Origin of the sequence: Caulobacter sp. 1776, from assembly GCF_040545685.1 — a bacterium.
Classification (GTDB): Bacteria; Pseudomonadota; Alphaproteobacteria; order Caulobacterales; family Caulobacteraceae; genus Caulobacter.
In genome coordinates this window covers 419,752-433,019 of sequence record NZ_JBEPMI010000006.1, presented here as the reverse complement: position 1 = coordinate 433,019, position 13,268 = coordinate 419,752, and the positions used below count along the sequence as shown (strand labels likewise).

At 68.9% G+C, this 13,268-nt stretch carries 18 protein-coding genes, 1 other RNA gene and 2 pseudogenes; 4 read left to right on the top strand and 17 right to left on the bottom strand.

Going from position 1 to position 13,268, the window contains the following annotated elements; all coding sequences use genetic code 11:
• Positions 1-6: 6 nt before the first annotated feature.
• The 8 genes and pseudogenes from tolA to ruvC form a co-directional block, all read right to left on the bottom strand.
• Positions 7-819, bottom strand: coding sequence for a cell envelope integrity protein TolA (tolA, locus tag ABIC66_RS18355; protein ID WP_354071892.1), 813 nt, complete (start codon positions 817-819; stop codon positions 7-9).
• Between the two features lie 7 nt (positions 820-826).
• Entirely contained in the window at positions 827-1,348 is a 522-nt protein-coding gene (locus tag ABIC66_RS18350; protein WP_354071890.1) for an ExbD/TolR family protein, read from the bottom strand.
• Positions 1,349-1,352: 4 nt separating this feature from the next.
• The gene (gene tolQ / locus ABIC66_RS18345) at positions 1,353-2,051 is read right to left on the bottom strand and encodes a protein TolQ (protein ID WP_354071888.1); all 699 of its coding nucleotides are present in this window, start codon (positions 2,049-2,051) and stop codon (positions 1,353-1,355) included.
• Between the two features lie 114 nt (positions 2,052-2,165).
• Positions 2,166-2,615 (bottom strand): YbgC/FadM family acyl-CoA thioesterase, encoded by a 450-nt coding sequence (locus tag ABIC66_RS18340; RefSeq protein WP_354071887.1) that lies wholly within the window; start codon positions 2,613-2,615, stop codon positions 2,166-2,168.
• A 22-nt stretch (positions 2,616-2,637) separates the two neighbouring features.
• Complete coding sequence (gene ruvB / locus ABIC66_RS18335) at positions 2,638-3,672, bottom strand: Holliday junction branch migration DNA helicase RuvB (protein ID WP_354071885.1); 1,035 nt, start codon at positions 3,670-3,672, stop codon at positions 2,638-2,640.
• 3 nt (positions 3,673-3,675) lie between these two features.
• Positions 3,676-3,771 (bottom strand): annotated as a pseudogene (locus ABIC66_RS24275) (hypothetical protein); the annotation flags it as partial.
• Positions 3,772-3,787: 16 nt separating this feature from the next.
• Positions 3,788-4,408: a Holliday junction branch migration protein RuvA gene (ruvA, locus tag ABIC66_RS18330; protein ID WP_354071883.1), complete on the bottom strand. Its 621-nt coding sequence runs from the start codon at positions 4,406-4,408 to the stop codon at positions 3,788-3,790.
• Positions 4,405-4,911 carry a crossover junction endodeoxyribonuclease RuvC gene (gene ruvC / locus ABIC66_RS18325; protein WP_354072013.1) on the bottom strand — a complete coding sequence of 169 codons (507 nt, stop codon included), beginning with the start codon at positions 4,909-4,911 and terminating at the stop codon, positions 4,405-4,407. Before ruvC ends, ruvA begins: the two co-directional genes overlap by 4 nt.
• 121 nt (positions 4,912-5,032) lie before the next feature.
• On the opposite strand from ruvC, the gene ABIC66_RS18320 reads away from it, so the two are divergent.
• The 3 genes from ABIC66_RS18320 to ABIC66_RS18310 all read left to right on the top strand — a co-directional run bounded on the left by ABIC66_RS18320 (position 5,033) and on the right by ABIC66_RS18310 (position 7,233).
• On the top strand, positions 5,033-6,457 hold the full coding sequence (locus ABIC66_RS18320; RefSeq protein WP_354071881.1) for a M20/M25/M40 family metallo-hydrolase: 1,425 nt from the start codon (positions 5,033-5,035) through the stop codon (positions 6,455-6,457).
• Positions 6,454-6,861, top strand: a complete 408-nt coding sequence (locus tag ABIC66_RS18315; RefSeq protein WP_354071879.1) for a hypothetical protein — start codon at positions 6,454-6,456, stop codon at positions 6,859-6,861. Before ABIC66_RS18320 ends, ABIC66_RS18315 begins: the two co-directional genes overlap by 4 nt.
• Before the next feature lie 90 nt (positions 6,862-6,951).
• On the top strand, positions 6,952-7,233 hold the full coding sequence (locus tag ABIC66_RS18310) for a hypothetical protein (RefSeq protein WP_354071878.1): 282 nt from the start codon (positions 6,952-6,954) through the stop codon (positions 7,231-7,233).
• Between the two features lie 47 nt (positions 7,234-7,280).
• On the opposite strand, the pseudogene ABIC66_RS18305 reads toward ABIC66_RS18310, so the two are convergent.
• From ABIC66_RS18305 to ABIC66_RS18295, 3 genes and pseudogenes are all read right to left on the bottom strand, one after another.
• Positions 7,281-7,415, bottom strand: a pseudogene (locus ABIC66_RS18305) (hypothetical protein); the annotation flags it as partial.
• A gap of 39 nt (positions 7,416-7,454) precedes the next feature.
• A complete protein-coding gene (locus tag ABIC66_RS18300) occupies positions 7,455-8,387 on the bottom strand; it encodes a nucleoside hydrolase (protein WP_354071876.1) in 933 nt (310 codons plus the stop codon).
• A 113-nt stretch (positions 8,388-8,500) separates the two neighbouring features.
• Positions 8,501-9,256: a YebC/PmpR family DNA-binding transcriptional regulator gene (locus ABIC66_RS18295; protein WP_354071874.1), complete on the bottom strand. Its 756-nt coding sequence runs from the start codon at positions 9,254-9,256 to the stop codon at positions 8,501-8,503.
• Positions 9,257-9,407: 151 nt separating this feature from the next.
• Between ABIC66_RS18295 and ABIC66_RS18290 the strand changes: the two genes are divergently transcribed.
• Complete coding sequence (locus ABIC66_RS18290) at positions 9,408-10,058, top strand: glutathione S-transferase family protein (RefSeq protein ID WP_354071872.1); 651 nt, start codon at positions 9,408-9,410, stop codon at positions 10,056-10,058.
• A 114-nt stretch (positions 10,059-10,172) separates the two neighbouring features.
• Here the strand turns inward: ABIC66_RS18290 and ABIC66_RS18285 are convergent, their stop codons facing one another.
• The 6 genes from ABIC66_RS18285 to ABIC66_RS18265 form a co-directional block, all read right to left on the bottom strand.
• A complete protein-coding gene (locus tag ABIC66_RS18285; RefSeq protein ID WP_354071871.1) occupies positions 10,173-10,586 on the bottom strand; it encodes an organic hydroperoxide resistance protein in 414 nt (137 codons plus the stop codon).
• 84 nt (positions 10,587-10,670) lie between these two features.
• Positions 10,671-11,492: a TIGR00282 family metallophosphoesterase gene (locus ABIC66_RS18280; protein WP_354071869.1), complete on the bottom strand. Its 822-nt coding sequence runs from the start codon at positions 11,490-11,492 to the stop codon at positions 10,671-10,673.
• 21 nt (positions 11,493-11,513) lie between these two features.
• Positions 11,514-12,122 carry a 5-formyltetrahydrofolate cyclo-ligase gene (locus tag ABIC66_RS18275; protein WP_354071867.1) on the bottom strand — a complete coding sequence of 203 codons (609 nt, stop codon included), beginning with the start codon at positions 12,120-12,122 and terminating at the stop codon, positions 11,514-11,516.
• A 22-nt stretch (positions 12,123-12,144) separates the two neighbouring features.
• Positions 12,145-12,307, bottom strand: a non-coding RNA gene (gene ssrS, locus ABIC66_RS24270) — 6S RNA.
• Between the two features lie 181 nt (positions 12,308-12,488).
• The gene (locus ABIC66_RS18270) at positions 12,489-13,031 is read right to left on the bottom strand and encodes a M23 family metallopeptidase (protein WP_354071865.1); all 543 of its coding nucleotides are present in this window, start codon (positions 13,029-13,031) and stop codon (positions 12,489-12,491) included.
• Positions 13,032-13,055: 24 nt separating this feature from the next.
• Positions 13,056-13,268, bottom strand: a complete 213-nt coding sequence (locus tag ABIC66_RS18265; RefSeq protein ID WP_354071863.1) for a hypothetical protein — start codon at positions 13,266-13,268, stop codon at positions 13,056-13,058.

Below are 13,268 nucleotides of genomic sequence, written 5' to 3'. Positions count from 1 at the left end.
TCTTCCCTATCGCGCGGCGCAGGCGTCTCGCGCCTTGAAGTTCAAGTTCAACGCTTGGCCATAGTAATCGGGCGGCAGGCCTTCGAAAGGCGCCGACTGATAGACCGCGCGGATCGCCCGGTCCGCCGCAGCTTTGACCGTGGAGTTTGGCGAGTTTTCGGCGCCGCCGGCGGTCACTTGGCCGACGATGCGTCCGCCAGTCGCGAGCTTGAACGTCACCTTCACCTGCACGTCCGAGCCGCCCTCGACCTCGCAGTTGGGGTTCCAGCGCCGCTGGATCTCGTCCTTCATGCCGGCGATCGCCGCGGCTTGCAGGCCGGTCATCGCCCCCGCGCCGGGACGCGCCTGGGTCGCGGTCTCCTGGCGGGCGGCGCCGGGGGCGGCGTTAGCGGTCGGCTTGCCGGTCGCCTTCTTGGTCTTGGCGATCGAGGCTTCCAGCGATGAGAAGAAGTCGTCGCTCTTCTTCTGCTGGGTCGGCTTGGTCGGGGTCGGGGTCGGCGCGGGCTTGGGGACTGGCGTCGGCTTGGGCGGGGCGGCGGCCGGAGTCGGCGTCGGGGCGGGCGTCGGGGCCGGCGGCTGCGGCGTGGCCTCCGGAACCGGATCCGGCGTCAGGGCCGTCTGGTCTTCCGGCGCTTCCTCGGCCGGCCGCACGTTGGTCGGGCCCTCGGTGACGATGGTCACCGGCACCGACTCGCCGATGGTGATCGGCTTGGACGATGTCCAGGGCAGGCCGAACACGATCAGCGCCGCCACGGCTCCGTGCAGCGCGATCGAGCCCAGCAGGCCCGGGGACACAGCGTTGTCGCGGCGAGCGCTCATCTAGGCCCTACTGCGCGGGCCGCAGATCGCCCGAGCCCTCCGGCTGGGCGTCGCGCGCGGCCGCTCCGGTGGAGGGACCGCCCGTCTCGGTGATCAGGTTGATCTTGGTGAAGCCGGCGTTCGACAGGCCGGCCATCACCTGGGCGACGACCGCGTAGGTCGCCCCGCCGTCCGCGCGGACGAAGATCGGCTTTGTGTAACCGCTGCCGGCGAGCGCGGTCAGGCGCGGCGCCAGGTTGTCGAACGGGATCTCGGTCTCGCCCACGAAGATGTGGCCGTCCTTGCGGATCGACACGGTGATCGGTTCGTCCTGGTTCTGCAAGGCGGCGGCCTCGGTCTTGGGCAGCTCCAGCGGCACGCCGGCGGTCAGCAGCGGGGCGCTGATCATGAAGATGATCAGCAGAACCAGCATCACGTCGACCAGCGGGGTGACGTTGATCTCGGACAGGGCCCCGCGCGAGCGGCGGCCCCGGCGACGACGGCCCCGGCCGCTGTTGGTGGCGAAGGCGTCGCTGGACGACATCGACATGGGATCAGCCCCGCTCGGCCAGGCGGCGCTGGATCGCCGTCGACAGGTCGTCGGCGAAGCCTTCCAGGCGGCCGGCGTACTTGCCCGCGTCGGTCGAGAATTTGTTGTAGGCGATATAGGCCGGGATGGCGGCGATCAGGCCGACGGCCGTGGCGAACAGGGCCTCGGCGATCGACGGGGCCACGACGGCCAGCGAGGTGTTCTTCGAGATCGCGATGTTCTGGAAGGCGTGCATGATGCCCCAGACCGTGCCGAACAGGCCGATGAACGGGCTGGCCGTGGCGACGATGGCCAGGCTGCCCAGGCCTTCCTCGACCTTGGCGCTCTCGCGGGCGATCGTGGTGTCCATGATCCGGTCGATCCGAGCGACCAGGAAGGCGGCCTGGTTCTCGGAGAGGCTGCCCCGCGCCTTGGCGTCGCGCCATTCCTTCAGCGCCGCCTGCAGCATGCGCGGCAGGGCGTGGCGCGGATTGGTCCCGGCCTCGCCGGCGACGTCCTCCAGCGAACGCCCGCCGCTGACCTGCTCCTCGAAGCGGTCGGCCGCGCGGTTCAGCGTCGAAAAGCGGAACAGCTTGTCCAGAATCACGGCCCACGAGCCCAGCGAAGCCAGGATCAGACCGATCATCACCCCCTTCACGACCCAGTCGGCTTGCATGAACAAGGCGAAGAACGAGAAGTTGGGGGCGGCTGCCGAGGCGTCCATGCGGGCGAGGTCTCCGTTGGGGCGTCTGAATCTTTGAGTCTGCGCCGTATGGCATGAAGCGGCGCTTGGGTGAAACTATGACAATCGCCGAGCGATCCCGAAAATCGATGACGTTTATTCGCTGATCGCCAGCCAAGGCTCCAATTGCGCCTTCATTTCGGCCGTCGGCTTCCGTGGCCGCCCGTCCAGCGTGATGCAGACCGCCTCGCCCGCCGCCTGGCAGATCAGCTCGTCGCCCCGCGTGATCCTCTGGCTGACATACAGGCGCGGCCCCTTGATCCGGTCATAGGTGGTGCGCACCACCAGGGCGTCGTCGACCCGCGCCGAGCGCTTGAAGTCCAGCTCCATCCGCACGATCGCGAAGGCGGTGTCGGCCTTGGCCAACTCGGTGTGCGAGATGCCGACCTTCCGGAAGAAGTCGCTCCGCCCGCGCTCGAAATAGCGCAGGTAGTTAGCGTGATAGACGATCCCCGAGAAGTCGGTGTCCTCGTAATAGATCCGCACGGGCAGCTGATGCTCGCGGCCGTCGAAGACGCCGGCGGTGGGTTCGGGCGGGGTCGTCATAGGGTCCTGCTTAGCGGCTGAACTACTCGTCGAACAGCCCGCCCTGCCCCGTCGGGGTCGGCGGTGCCTTGAGGCCCAGGTGCAGATAGGCCTTGCCGCACGCCACCCGGCCGCGCGGGGTGCGCTGGATGAAGCCCTGCTGCATCAGGTAGGGCTCGATGACATCCTCGACGGCGTCGCGGGCCTCGGCGATGGCGTAGGCGATGGTCTCGACGCCCGCCGGGCCGCCGCCATAGTGCTCGATCAGGGCGCGGAGATAGCGGCGGTCGAGGCTGTCCAGCCCCACCTCGTCGACCTCCAGGCGGGCCAGCGCCAGGCCGGCGGCCTTGCGGTCGATCACGGTCGCGCCGTCGGCGGTGGCGAAGTCGCGGACCCGGCGCAGCAGGCGGCCGGCGACACGCGGCGTGCCCCGGGCGCGCTTGGCGATCTCGTCGGCCCCGTCGTCGGACAGCGGCGCGCCCATCTTGCGGGCCGCGCCCAGCAGAACGTGGCGCAGCTCGGCCGGGGTGTAGAACTCCAGCCGGATCGGGATGCCGAAGCGGTCGCGCAGCGGCGTCGCCAGCATGCCCGCCCGCGTCGTCGCCGCCACCAGGGTGAACGGGGCCAGGTCGATGCGGATCGAGCGGGCCGAGGGCCCCTCACCGATCACCAGGTCCAGCACATGGTCCTCCATGGCCGGATAGAGAATCTCCTCGACGTTCGACGACAGCCGGTGGATTTCGTCGATGAACAGGACGTCGTTCGGCTCGAGATTGGTCAGGATCGCGGCCAGGTCCCCCGGCTTGTTCAGCACCGGACCCGAGGTGGCGCGGAAGTTGACGCCCAGCTCGCGGGCGACGATCTGGGCCAGGGTGGTCTTGCCCAGGCCCGGCGGGCCGAACAGCAACACGTGGTCCAGGGACTCGCCCCGGCCCTTGGCGGCCTCGATGAAGATGCGCAGATTGCCCTTGGCCTGCTCCTGGCCGACGAACTCGGCCAGGGTCTGGGGCCGCAGGGCGCGGTCGGTGGCCGGGACCTGGTCGCCCAGTTGCGGGTCGCCGGAAATGATGCGGGTCACTTGCCCCCTCCGCGCTGCGCGCTCCTCCCCCGGAGGGGGAAGAAGGCTCGCGCGCTATCCTTCCGCCCGCCTTTGGGGGCGGACGACCTGCGCAGCAGGTCAGGTGGGGGGAGCCTCATCGCCCCAGCTCCTGCAGGCCCGCCTTGATCAGCGCCTGGACGGTGGCCTCGTCACCCAGCTTGGCGGCGGCGGCCTCGACGACGCGGCGGGCGTTCACCTCGGCCACGCCCAGACCCATCAAGGCGGCGACCGCGTCGCCGGTCGGGGCGGGCTTGGCGGGCGCGGCCGAAGCCGAGGTCGTGGCCGGGGCGGCCGTCAGCACCGGCCCGTCGGTGATCGGCTTGTCCTTCAGCTCGGTGACGATGCGCAGGGCGAGCTTGGGTCCGACGCCATTGGCGCGGCCGACGGCGACCTTGTCCTCCCGAGCGACGGCGGAGGCCAGTTCCGCCGGCGACAGCACGTCCAGCACGGCCATGGCGGCCTTGGGCCCGACGCCCTGGATCGCCTGCAGCAGCACGAAGGCCTTGCGGTCCTCTCGCGTGGCGAAGCCGTAGAGCCGCAGGCCGGCGCTCTCGCTCCACTGGCTCTCGATGTGCAGCAGCGTCTCTTCGCCCAGGGCCGGCAGGCGCTGCAGCGTGCGGTGGCCGCAGCGGACGACATAGCCGACGCCCATGACGTCGATCAGGGCCTCTTCCTCGCCGACCTCGGCGACCGCGCCCCTGAGCCGGCCGATCATGCCACTCTCCGGGCGGTGCGCGCGTGGGCGTGGGCGATGGCCACCGCTAGGGCGTCGGCGGCGTCGGCCGTCGGCGAGCCGGCGGTCGGCAGCAGGCGGGCGATCATGAAGGCGATCTGAGCCTTGTCGGCCCCGCCCGTCCCGACCACCGCCTTCTTGACCATGGCGTTGGAATATTCGGCGACCAGCAGGCCGGCGCGGGCCGGGGCGATCATGGCGGCGGCGCGCGCGTGGCCCAGCTTCAGGGTCGACTGGGCGTTGGTGTTGACGAACGTCTCTTCGACCGCCGCCTCGTCGGGCCTGTGCTGCTCGATCACCGCGCAGATCCCTTCGAACAGGTGCAGCAGGCGGTCGGAGAAGGCGGCCTTGTCGTCCGGCGCGATCACCCCGTGGGCCACGTGGGTCACCCGCGAGCCGAGCACGCTGACGACGCCCCAGCCGGTGCGGCGGAGGCCGGGATCTAGTCCGAGGATGCGAATGGCGTTCATCATGTGTTCTCGCAACATCGTCTGATCCGCCCCGGAGGAAAAGCCCCTGTATTGCTAACGCGCGGTAAACGGCGCCCCTTGCGCGCGCCCGCCAGGCAAGCTCTGCTGCCGCCTTCGATGGCTTGGGAGAGTACGGATGAAGCGCGTGGTGTGGATGACGGCGGGCGCCTTGATGGCGCTGGCGACGACGGCGAGCGCGCAGACGGCCGAGCCGCCCAAGACCGTCCGCCCCGACCAGCTGGCCTTCCGCGACCTCTACAAGGAGCTGGTCGAGATCAACACCACCCTGTCGGTCGGCAGCTGCACGGCCGCCGCCGAGGCGATGGGCGCCCGGCTGAAGGCGGCCGGCTTCCCAGCCGAGGACGTCAAGGTCGTGGTCGCCGACGGCCATCCCAAGGAGGGGTCGCTCGTCGCGGTGCTCAAGGGCGCGGACGCCAAGTCCAAGCCCATGCTGCTGTTGGCTCACATCGACGTGGTCGAGGCCAACCGCGCCGACTGGACCCGCGACCCGTTCAAGCTGGTCGAGGAGAACGGCTATTTCTTCGGGCGCGGAACGTCGGACGACAAGGCCCAGGCGGCCATCTGGGTCGACAGCCTGGTTCGTCTCAAGCAGTCGGGCTTCAAGCCCAAGCGCGACATCAAGATGGCCCTGACCTGTGGCGAGGAGAGCCAAGCCTATAACGGCATCGAGGACCTGGTGAAGAACCACCGTCCCCTGGTCGACGCCGAGTTCGCCCTGAACGAGGGCGCCGACGGCCTGCTGGACGAACACGACAAGCCGGTGGTGCTGGAGGTCCAGGGCGGCGAAAAGGTCTATCAGGACTTCACCCTGACCGTGACCAATCCGGGCGGCCACTCCAGTCGCCCCGTGCCAGCCAACGCCATCTACCAGCTGTCGGCGGCCCTGGACCGGATCGGCGCCTACAGCTTCCCGCCGCGCTTCAATGACGCCACGCGGGGCTATTTCACCCGCATGCAGGGCCGCGTGACGCCGCCCCAGGCCGCGGCGATGAAGGCCCTGGTGACCGACATCAACGACTCGGCGGCGCTGAAGACCGTGGCCGCAGATCCGATGTGGAACTCGATGCTGCGCACCACCTGCGTCGCCACCATGGTCAAGGCCGGCCACGCGCCCAACGCCCTGCCCCAGCGCGCCGAGGCCAATATCAACTGCCGCATCCTGCCGGGCACGCCGGTCGAGGAGGTCCGCGCCAAGCTGGCCGAGGTCGCCGCCGATCCGGCCGTGGCGATCGCCCTGACCAATCCGCCGAACCCCGTCTCGCCGCCCCCGCCCCTGACACCCGCGATCATGGGCCCGATCGAGAAGGAAGCCGCCAAGCTGTGGCCCGGCGTGCCGGTCGTGCCGATCCTGCTGACCGGCGCCACCGACGGCGTCCACACCAACGCGGCGGGCATCCCGACCTATGGCGTCTCCGGCATCTTCGGCAGCTCGGACGGCGACGGCATCCACGGCCTGAACGAGCGGGTGCGGGTCAAATCGCTCTATGACGGCCGGGACTTCCTCTACGCCCTGATCAAGGACTACGCGGGCGGGAAATGAGCTATCTGACTTGCACTGCCTGCGGTCGGCGCCTGACCCGAAACTGCCGCATCGGAGAGGCGTGGGAACATGACATGACGGTCGGTGAGCGCCAACCGACGACGGCCACCGGCGTCATGGTGCGGCTGCATGAGGAAGCCTCCTCGCCGGTGACTGGTCCCGACGGTCAGGTTCTGAAGATTCACGTCTTCTCCCCAGCCGGCGCGATCTCGATCAATCCAGAGGATCTCCTGCGGGAGGACCTGCGCGCGATCGGGAGCGGAAACGGTTGCTGCGGTCCCGACGGCATGGACGGTCCAGACATCGGCTGCGCCTGTGGGGCCGTGTTGGCAACGGAATGGGGCGATTGCTGGACCCAAGCGGAAGTCCGTTTCCTACCCGAGGCGATTGACATGCACGACTAGCCTAACCCGAGATGTGCATTTCCACTCTTCGGTTGTTGCACCCGGCTTCGGCCTCACCATCTCCCCCGTCAACGACAAGGGAGACGGACGATGGTGAGTACGTCGGACGATGGGATCCTGACCGAGTACATGGTCAGCTACTGGTCGATGAAGCACGAGAAGATCGACCGCCCGACCAAGCTCCTCGAAACCCTCTACATAACCGAACGATACCAGGCCGGCGAAAACCTGCGCGAGGCCCGCTCGGCCTATGACCACGCCGTCTGGAACGGCGTCCCGGTGGCCGAGATGGACCGCCGCCTGGCCGAGCTGGACCAGTTCATGCGCGACCTGGTCCGCGAACGCGCCGCCCAGTGGGGCCAGCCGCATTGAGGCCGACGAGTGTTCAGGTATCCGAGCCGTGAGCAACTTTATAGCTCCGTCATTCCCGCCCTTGTGGCGGGAACCCCTGGTTCAGCTGACACCTGCGATGCAAGCGAGCCGCCAGCGGCTCGCCCCTACTGCAACTGCGGCGGACAGAGGGGTTCCCGCCACAAGGGCGGGAATGACGGAATGGTTTGTAGTGTTGGTGAATATCGATCGGCGCTACGGTCCTAGGCCGCTTCCACCGCGCTCCAGCCGAACAGGCCGCCCAGGATCAGACGCTTGACGGCCGCGACGTCTAGGCCCGTGCAGACCTCGGCGTTCGCGGGCCCGTCAACGCGCTCGACCCGGCCCAGGTGCTCGCCGTCGACGATCACCCGCAGGCGCGCCGGCTCGAAGGCGAATAGCTCGGGCGCGACCAGGCTGGCGGCGGCCACCGCGTCGTGCGGCCGGCAGCCGTCACCGCCCCAGACCTGCTGGTGGAAGGCGATATAGGGCCCGGCGGCCTTGGTCAGACGCTGGGACAACGGCGAGCCGCAGCAGATCGCCCCCTTGGACAGGTCGTCGGTGGTGATCGTCACCTGGTGGCTGACGTCCAGCGGCATCAGGCGCGGCATGACCCCGGCCTCCAGCGTGCGCTGCAGGGCCTCCGGATCGCTCCAGCTGTTGAAGTCGGCGCCGCCCTGGGCCTTGCCCTCGACGGCGAAGGCGCCGGCCATGATCGTCGGGCGCCAGTCGCGGAAGGCGGCCGGATCCTCCAGCAGGCTCTTGGCCAGGTTGGTCAGGGGCCCCAGGAACAGGCCGGCGAGCTTGCGACGCGCGGCGAAGGCCAGGAAGTTGGCCGAATGGCCGCGCTCCAGCTCGGGAAGCTTCCAGCGCTGCGAGAAGCCCGCGCCGTTCAGGCCGTCGACCCCGTGGGCGGGCCGCATCCGCTCGACCCGGCGCTTGGCCAGGCCCGCGCCGGCGCCGATATAGACCTCGGCCCCGCAGCCGGCCAGGCGCAGCACGCCCCGGGCGTTAGCCGCGGCCTGATCCACATAGGTGTTGCCGAACACGGCCGAGACCGAGACCACCTCGACGGCCTGCCGCGAACGCGCCAGCAGGGCCAGCGCCAGGGCGTCGTCCACGCCGCAATCGGTGTCGATGTGAACCCGCAGGACCATGGAGCGCAGTCTAGCCGGACGGCGTGACGGGGAGAAGCTCGGTCCTCGCGCTTGGCCCCTGGGTCCCGGATCGGCCCCCGCGGGCCGTCCGGGATGACACCGAAGCGTTGGACTTAACCCAGCTTCGCCAGGTCCTCGTCGCTGATGTCCTCGTTCGAGTAGACCGCCTGGACGTCGTCGTCCTCGTCCAGCAGGTCGAGCAGCTTCATCAGGGTGGCGACGCTGTCGCCCGTCACCGGCACCTGCATCTTCGGGCGCCAGGCGATCTTGGTGTTCGAGGCCGCGCCGAACTTGGCTTCCAGGGCGGCGGCCACTTCGTTCAGGCTTTCGAAGGCGGTGTAGACCGTGTGGCCCTCGCCCTCCTCGGACATGTCCGAGGTGACGTCGTCGGCGCCGGCCTCGATGGCGGCTTCCATCATCTCGTCTTCCGACGCGACCTTGGCCGGATAGCTGATCTGGCCGACCCGGTCGAAGTTGAAGGTCACCGACCCGGTGGCCCCCATATTGCCGCCCATCTTGGTGAAGTACGAGCGGACGTTGGCCGCGGCGCGGTTCTTGTTGTCGGTCAGGACCTCGACGATGATCCCGACGCCGCCGGCGGCGACGCCTTCGTAGCGGATTTCCGAATAATCGGCCGCGTCGCCCATCTGCGACTTCTTGATCGCGCGGTCGATGACGTCCTTGGGCAGGCTCTCGGCCTTGGCGTTGTTCACGGCCAGGCGCAGGCGCGGGTTCATGGCCGGGTCAGGCAGGCCGGTCTTGGCCGCGACGGTGATTTCCCGCGACAGCTTGGAGAACAGCTTGGAGCGCGCGGCGTCGGCGCGGCCCTTGCGGTGCATGATGTTCTTGAATTTCGAGTGGCCGGCCATTCGGAGGCTCTGTCTCTGGTCTGAAAATGGAGAGTGGGCGCTTCTAACGTCCGCGGGCGGGTTTTGTCACCCCCACGGGGCCGAAGCGGGGTTGCGAGCCGTGGCGCGCGATGATAGTTAGGCAATTACTTAACTATATGGAGACGCCGCCATGAGCCTGTCGCTGCACGCCCACCCGCTGGCCTCGTTCTGCTGGAAGGTGCTGATCGGGCTCTACGAGAACGACATCGCGTTCGAGAACGTGCTGGTCGACCTCGGCGACCCGGCCGGGCGCGAGGCGTTCCTGAAACTGTCGCCGATGGGCAAGATGCCGGCCCTGCGCGACACCGGACGCGACGAGACGGTGATCGAGACCAGCGTCATCCTCGACTATCTGGACGCCCACTATCCGGGCCGCGTGCGGTTCGTGCCGACCAATCCCGACTTCGCCTGGCGTATGCGGTTCTGGGACCGGTTCTTCGACCACTACGTCCAGACCCCGATGCAGAAGATCGTCGCCGACCGCCTCCGTCCAGCGGAGGCCAAGGACGGCTTCGGGGTCGACGAGGCCTATGGTCAGCTCAAGGTCGCCTGCGACCACCTGGAGAAGGAACTGGCCGACGGCCGGACCTGGATGCTGGGCGACTTCGGCCTGGCCGACTGCGCGGCCATGCCGGCGCTGTTCTATGCCGACAAGGTCCAGGCGCTCGAAGGCCACTGGCCGCTGTGCCTGGCCTATCTGGAACGGCTGAAGGCCCGGCCGTCGGTCCAGCGGGTGCTGGCCGAGGCCGAACCGTTCTTCAAGTTCTTCCCGACGGAATGAATCCGCGCTTCCCGGCGCTGGGATTGATGGGAAGGGCGCGGCGTTCCTAGAACCCACTCAAGCGCTCTTCCATCTGGACCCAGGCTTTCGCCGGGGGGCTGAAGATGGGATGGCCTAGGCCACTTCCAGCGCCACATCCACATTGCCGCGGGTGGCCTTGGAGTACGGGCAGACCTCGTGGGCGGCGCGCAACAGCTTCTCGGCCGTCTCGCGGTCGAGCTCGGGCGCGTTCAGCTTCAGCCGAACGCCGACGTGGAAGCTAGTCTCGTCCTTGATCAGGTCGACCTCGGCGTCCAGGCTGTGCTCGCCCAGCTTGACGCCCTGATTGCGGGCCACCAGACCCAGCGCGCCGAGGAAGCAGGCGCTGTAGCCCGCCGCGAACAGCTGCTCGGGATTGGTCCCGTTCCCGTCGCCGCCCATCGACTTGGGGAAGGCCAGCTTGACGTCCAGATGCCCGTCGTCGGACTTGGCGGTCCCGTTGCGACCGCCCACGGCGTGGGCGTGAGCGGTGTAGATGGCGTCGGTCATGGGGAGGCTCCTTGGGGGCTGTGCGCCGGATCATGAAACCCGAACCATGACAGCCGCAAGCCCAACCCAATTGAACGAAACCGCCTAGACCTCCGGAACTGTCTGCTGCAGCCGCCCGCCCACGCGGATCGGTTCGACCCGCACGGCCAGGCCGGTGCGGTCGTCGGTCTCGACGAACACGCCGCACACCGTCGCCGGACCCGAGGCCGGCTGGTAGCGGCCGCCGCTGATCTTGGTGGTGAAGCGCCGCAGGGGCTCGTCCTTCTGGTTGCCGATCACGCTGTCGTAGTCGGCGCAGGCCCCCGCATCGGTCTGGTAGGCGGTGCCGCCCGGCAGGACCTGGCAGTCGGCGGTCGGGACGTGGGTGTGGGTGCCGACCACCAGCGAGGCGCGGCCGTCGCAATAGTGGCCCATGGCCATCTTCTCGGAGGTCGCCTCGCAGTGCATGTCGACGATCACCGCGTCGGCCACCTGGCCCAGCGGGGCCTTATCCAGCTCGCGGTCGGCGGCGGCGAACGGGTCGTCCATGGCGTCCATGTGCACCCGGCCCAGCAGGTTGACGACGAAGACCGTCTTGCCGCTGTCGGTCTGGAACAGGTGGCTGCCGCGTCCCGGAGCGTCGGACAGAATCGGGTAGTTGGCCGGGCGGATCAGGCGCGGCTCGCGGACGATGTAGGTCAGGGCCTCGCGCTGGTCCCAGCTGTGGTTGCCCAGGGTCAGGCAGTCGGCGCCGGCCTCGAACAGCTCGCGGGCGGTGTTCTCCGTGATGCCGAACCCGGCAGCCGCGTTCTCGGCGTTGATGATCACGAACTCGAGGGAGAGCCGGCGGCGAAGATCGGGCAGATGGTCGGCCAGGCCGTCGCGACCCGACTTGCCGACGACATCGCCGAAGAAGGCGAAACGCATCGATAGTCCTTAAGGAGGCCGTCAGCGGCCCATGTCTTTGACGGTCCTATACTCTTTTTCGGTGAGAATGGCGTCCAGCCTTTGATCGTGCGGCTCGTGCGGCAAATTCTCCGCCTGCTGACCGCCATAGGCCAGGCCCAGCACGAACACCGGCTTGCGGGCCCGCAGGGCTTCCAGCGCCCGATCGTAGTAACCGCCGCCCTGCCCCAGCCGCACGCCGTCGGCCTGGAAGGCCAGCAGCGGGGTGATCACCAGGTCGGGCTCCAGCGCCGGCTGGCTCGGCGGCGGCGCGCGCAGGCCGATGGCGTCGTGGATCAAGGGCTGGGCCGGGTCCCAGGCGCGGAACACCATGTGGCCGGTCTCGGCGTCCTCGACCGCCGGCAGGGCCAGGGTCCAGCCGGCATCGCGCAGCTGGTCGGCCAGGATACGCGGCGACACCTCCGAGCCCAGGCCGTAATAGAGCGCGGCCACCTTGCCGGCGGGGTTTGGAAACAGCTTGGCCAGCGGCTCTCGCGCCAGCTCGGCGATCATCCAGTCGGCTTCGGGATGCTCCAGCGCCAGCTGTTTGCGCTGGTTGCGCAGGAAGACGCGCAGGGCGGTCTTGGCCACGCCGGGGTCGGTGATCGTCATTCCGCGACTATAGGAGAAAGGTGGCGGCGCCGCGAAGAACCGTGAAGACGTTTCAATCCACTCGAACCTGTCAGTAACAGGTGGGCCCCGTGTTCCCGCAGCCACGGCCACGGGAGGGAACAGGTCCCGATAGAGAGATTAAGGTCCCTGGGAATAGAAATCTTCGACGAGAGCCACAGCAAGACCCGCCACTGACCAAGATAGGGGTTCGCGGGTCGGATTGCCAGCGGGGCTTTGACGCGGACGGGCTGGTGCCGAGCGATATTCAGCCTAAACACCGCTCATCCCCGCTTTCGCGGGGATGAGCGGGTTGTGGGAGACCATTCCGCTGAATGCGGATCGGCCATAGTCGCCAGCGCTAAGACCTCACCGCTCCGGGAACGCCACCACCGCGTTGCGCACCGGCGTTTCGCTACGCCGCTCCTGGGCGGGCTCGGTCGGTCGCCAGCCGGTTCCGTTGGCCAGCACCTGGCCACGCCGGACTCGTTGCCCGACCCGGACCTTGAGCGACCCCGGCCGCAGGTGGGCGTAGGTGACGAAGCGGCCGCCGCCGATGTTCAGCACCAGGTGATCGCCGGTGGCGTTGTCGACCGTGATCGGGACGGCCTTGTCGTCGGCGACGGGGTTGTTCTCCGGGATCCCGTCGACGGCCTCGACCACGGTCCCGTCGGCCGCGGCCAGCACCTCGGCGTTCCACGGCGTCCAATGGGCGTTGTCGGCCGGGGTCACCGGCGCGAAGATCAGGCGATGAACGAGGGCGCGCGGCGTCGGCGCCGTGGCCGGCGCGGCCACGTCCAGGAACAGGACCGCGCCCGTTCCGCCGGCGATCGCGCGGCGGTCGGCCAGCTTGCCCAAGCCGGGCCGGGCGATGATCGCCTCGAGATCCTTGTCGCCATAGCGAGCCAGCACCGCGCCGCTGGCCGCGTCCAGCGCCTAGACCGCCCGCAGGTCCAATCCCTGGGCGCCCAGATTGTCCAGCCGAAGCGCGTAGATCAGGTGGCGCTGGCCCTCGGCCAGAACCGGGGTCGGCGCGATCGTGGCGCGAAGGTCGACGGGGATGGCCTGCAGCGGCGTCGGGGTCTTGGCGCTTGCAGAAGCGCTCAGGATCAGGGCGGCGGTCAGTCCAATCCGCGCGCCCGCTAGCAT

What these genes read in the sequence shown, in the direction of transcription:
- tolA (WP_354071892.1), bottom strand. Translation starts at nt 819, where the DNA reads ATGAGCGCTCGCCGCGACAACGCTGTGTCCCCGGGCCTGCTGGGCTCG.
- ABIC66_RS18350 (WP_354071890.1), bottom strand. Translation starts at nt 1,348, where the DNA reads ATGTCGATGTCGTCCAGCGACGCCTTCGCCACCAACAGCGGCCGGGGC.
- tolQ (WP_354071888.1), bottom strand. Translation starts at nt 2,051, where the DNA reads ATGGACGCCTCGGCAGCCGCCCCCAACTTCTCGTTCTTCGCCTTGTTC.
- ABIC66_RS18340 (WP_354071887.1), bottom strand. Translation starts at nt 2,615, where the DNA reads ATGACGACCCCGCCCGAACCCACCGCCGGCGTCTTCGACGGCCGCGAG.
- ruvA (WP_354071883.1), bottom strand. Translation starts at nt 4,408, where the DNA reads ATGATCGGCCGGCTCAGGGGCGCGGTCGCCGAGGTCGGCGAGGAAGAG.
- ABIC66_RS18320 (WP_354071881.1), top strand. Translation starts at nt 5,033, where the DNA reads ATGAAGCGCGTGGTGTGGATGACGGCGGGCGCCTTGATGGCGCTGGCG.
- ABIC66_RS18315 (WP_354071879.1), top strand. Translation starts at nt 6,454, where the DNA reads ATGAGCTATCTGACTTGCACTGCCTGCGGTCGGCGCCTGACCCGAAAC.
- ABIC66_RS18310 (WP_354071878.1), top strand. Translation starts at nt 6,952, where the DNA reads ATGGTGAGTACGTCGGACGATGGGATCCTGACCGAGTACATGGTCAGC.
- ABIC66_RS18300 (WP_354071876.1), bottom strand. Translation starts at nt 8,387, where the DNA reads ATGGTCCTGCGGGTTCACATCGACACCGATTGCGGCGTGGACGACGCC.
- ABIC66_RS18295 (WP_354071874.1), bottom strand. Translation starts at nt 9,256, where the DNA reads ATGGCCGGCCACTCGAAATTCAAGAACATCATGCACCGCAAGGGCCGC.
- ABIC66_RS18290 (WP_354071872.1), top strand. Translation starts at nt 9,408, where the DNA reads ATGAGCCTGTCGCTGCACGCCCACCCGCTGGCCTCGTTCTGCTGGAAG.
- ABIC66_RS18285 (WP_354071871.1), bottom strand. Translation starts at nt 10,586, where the DNA reads ATGACCGACGCCATCTACACCGCTCACGCCCACGCCGTGGGCGGTCGC.
- ABIC66_RS18280 (WP_354071869.1), bottom strand. Translation starts at nt 11,492, where the DNA reads ATGCGTTTCGCCTTCTTCGGCGATGTCGTCGGCAAGTCGGGTCGCGAC.
- ABIC66_RS18275 (WP_354071867.1), bottom strand. Translation starts at nt 12,122, where the DNA reads ATGACGATCACCGACCCCGGCGTGGCCAAGACCGCCCTGCGCGTCTTC.
- ABIC66_RS18265 (WP_354071863.1), bottom strand. Translation starts at nt 13,268, where the DNA reads ATGCTAGCGGGCGCGCGGATTGGACTGACCGCCGCCCTGATCCTGAGC.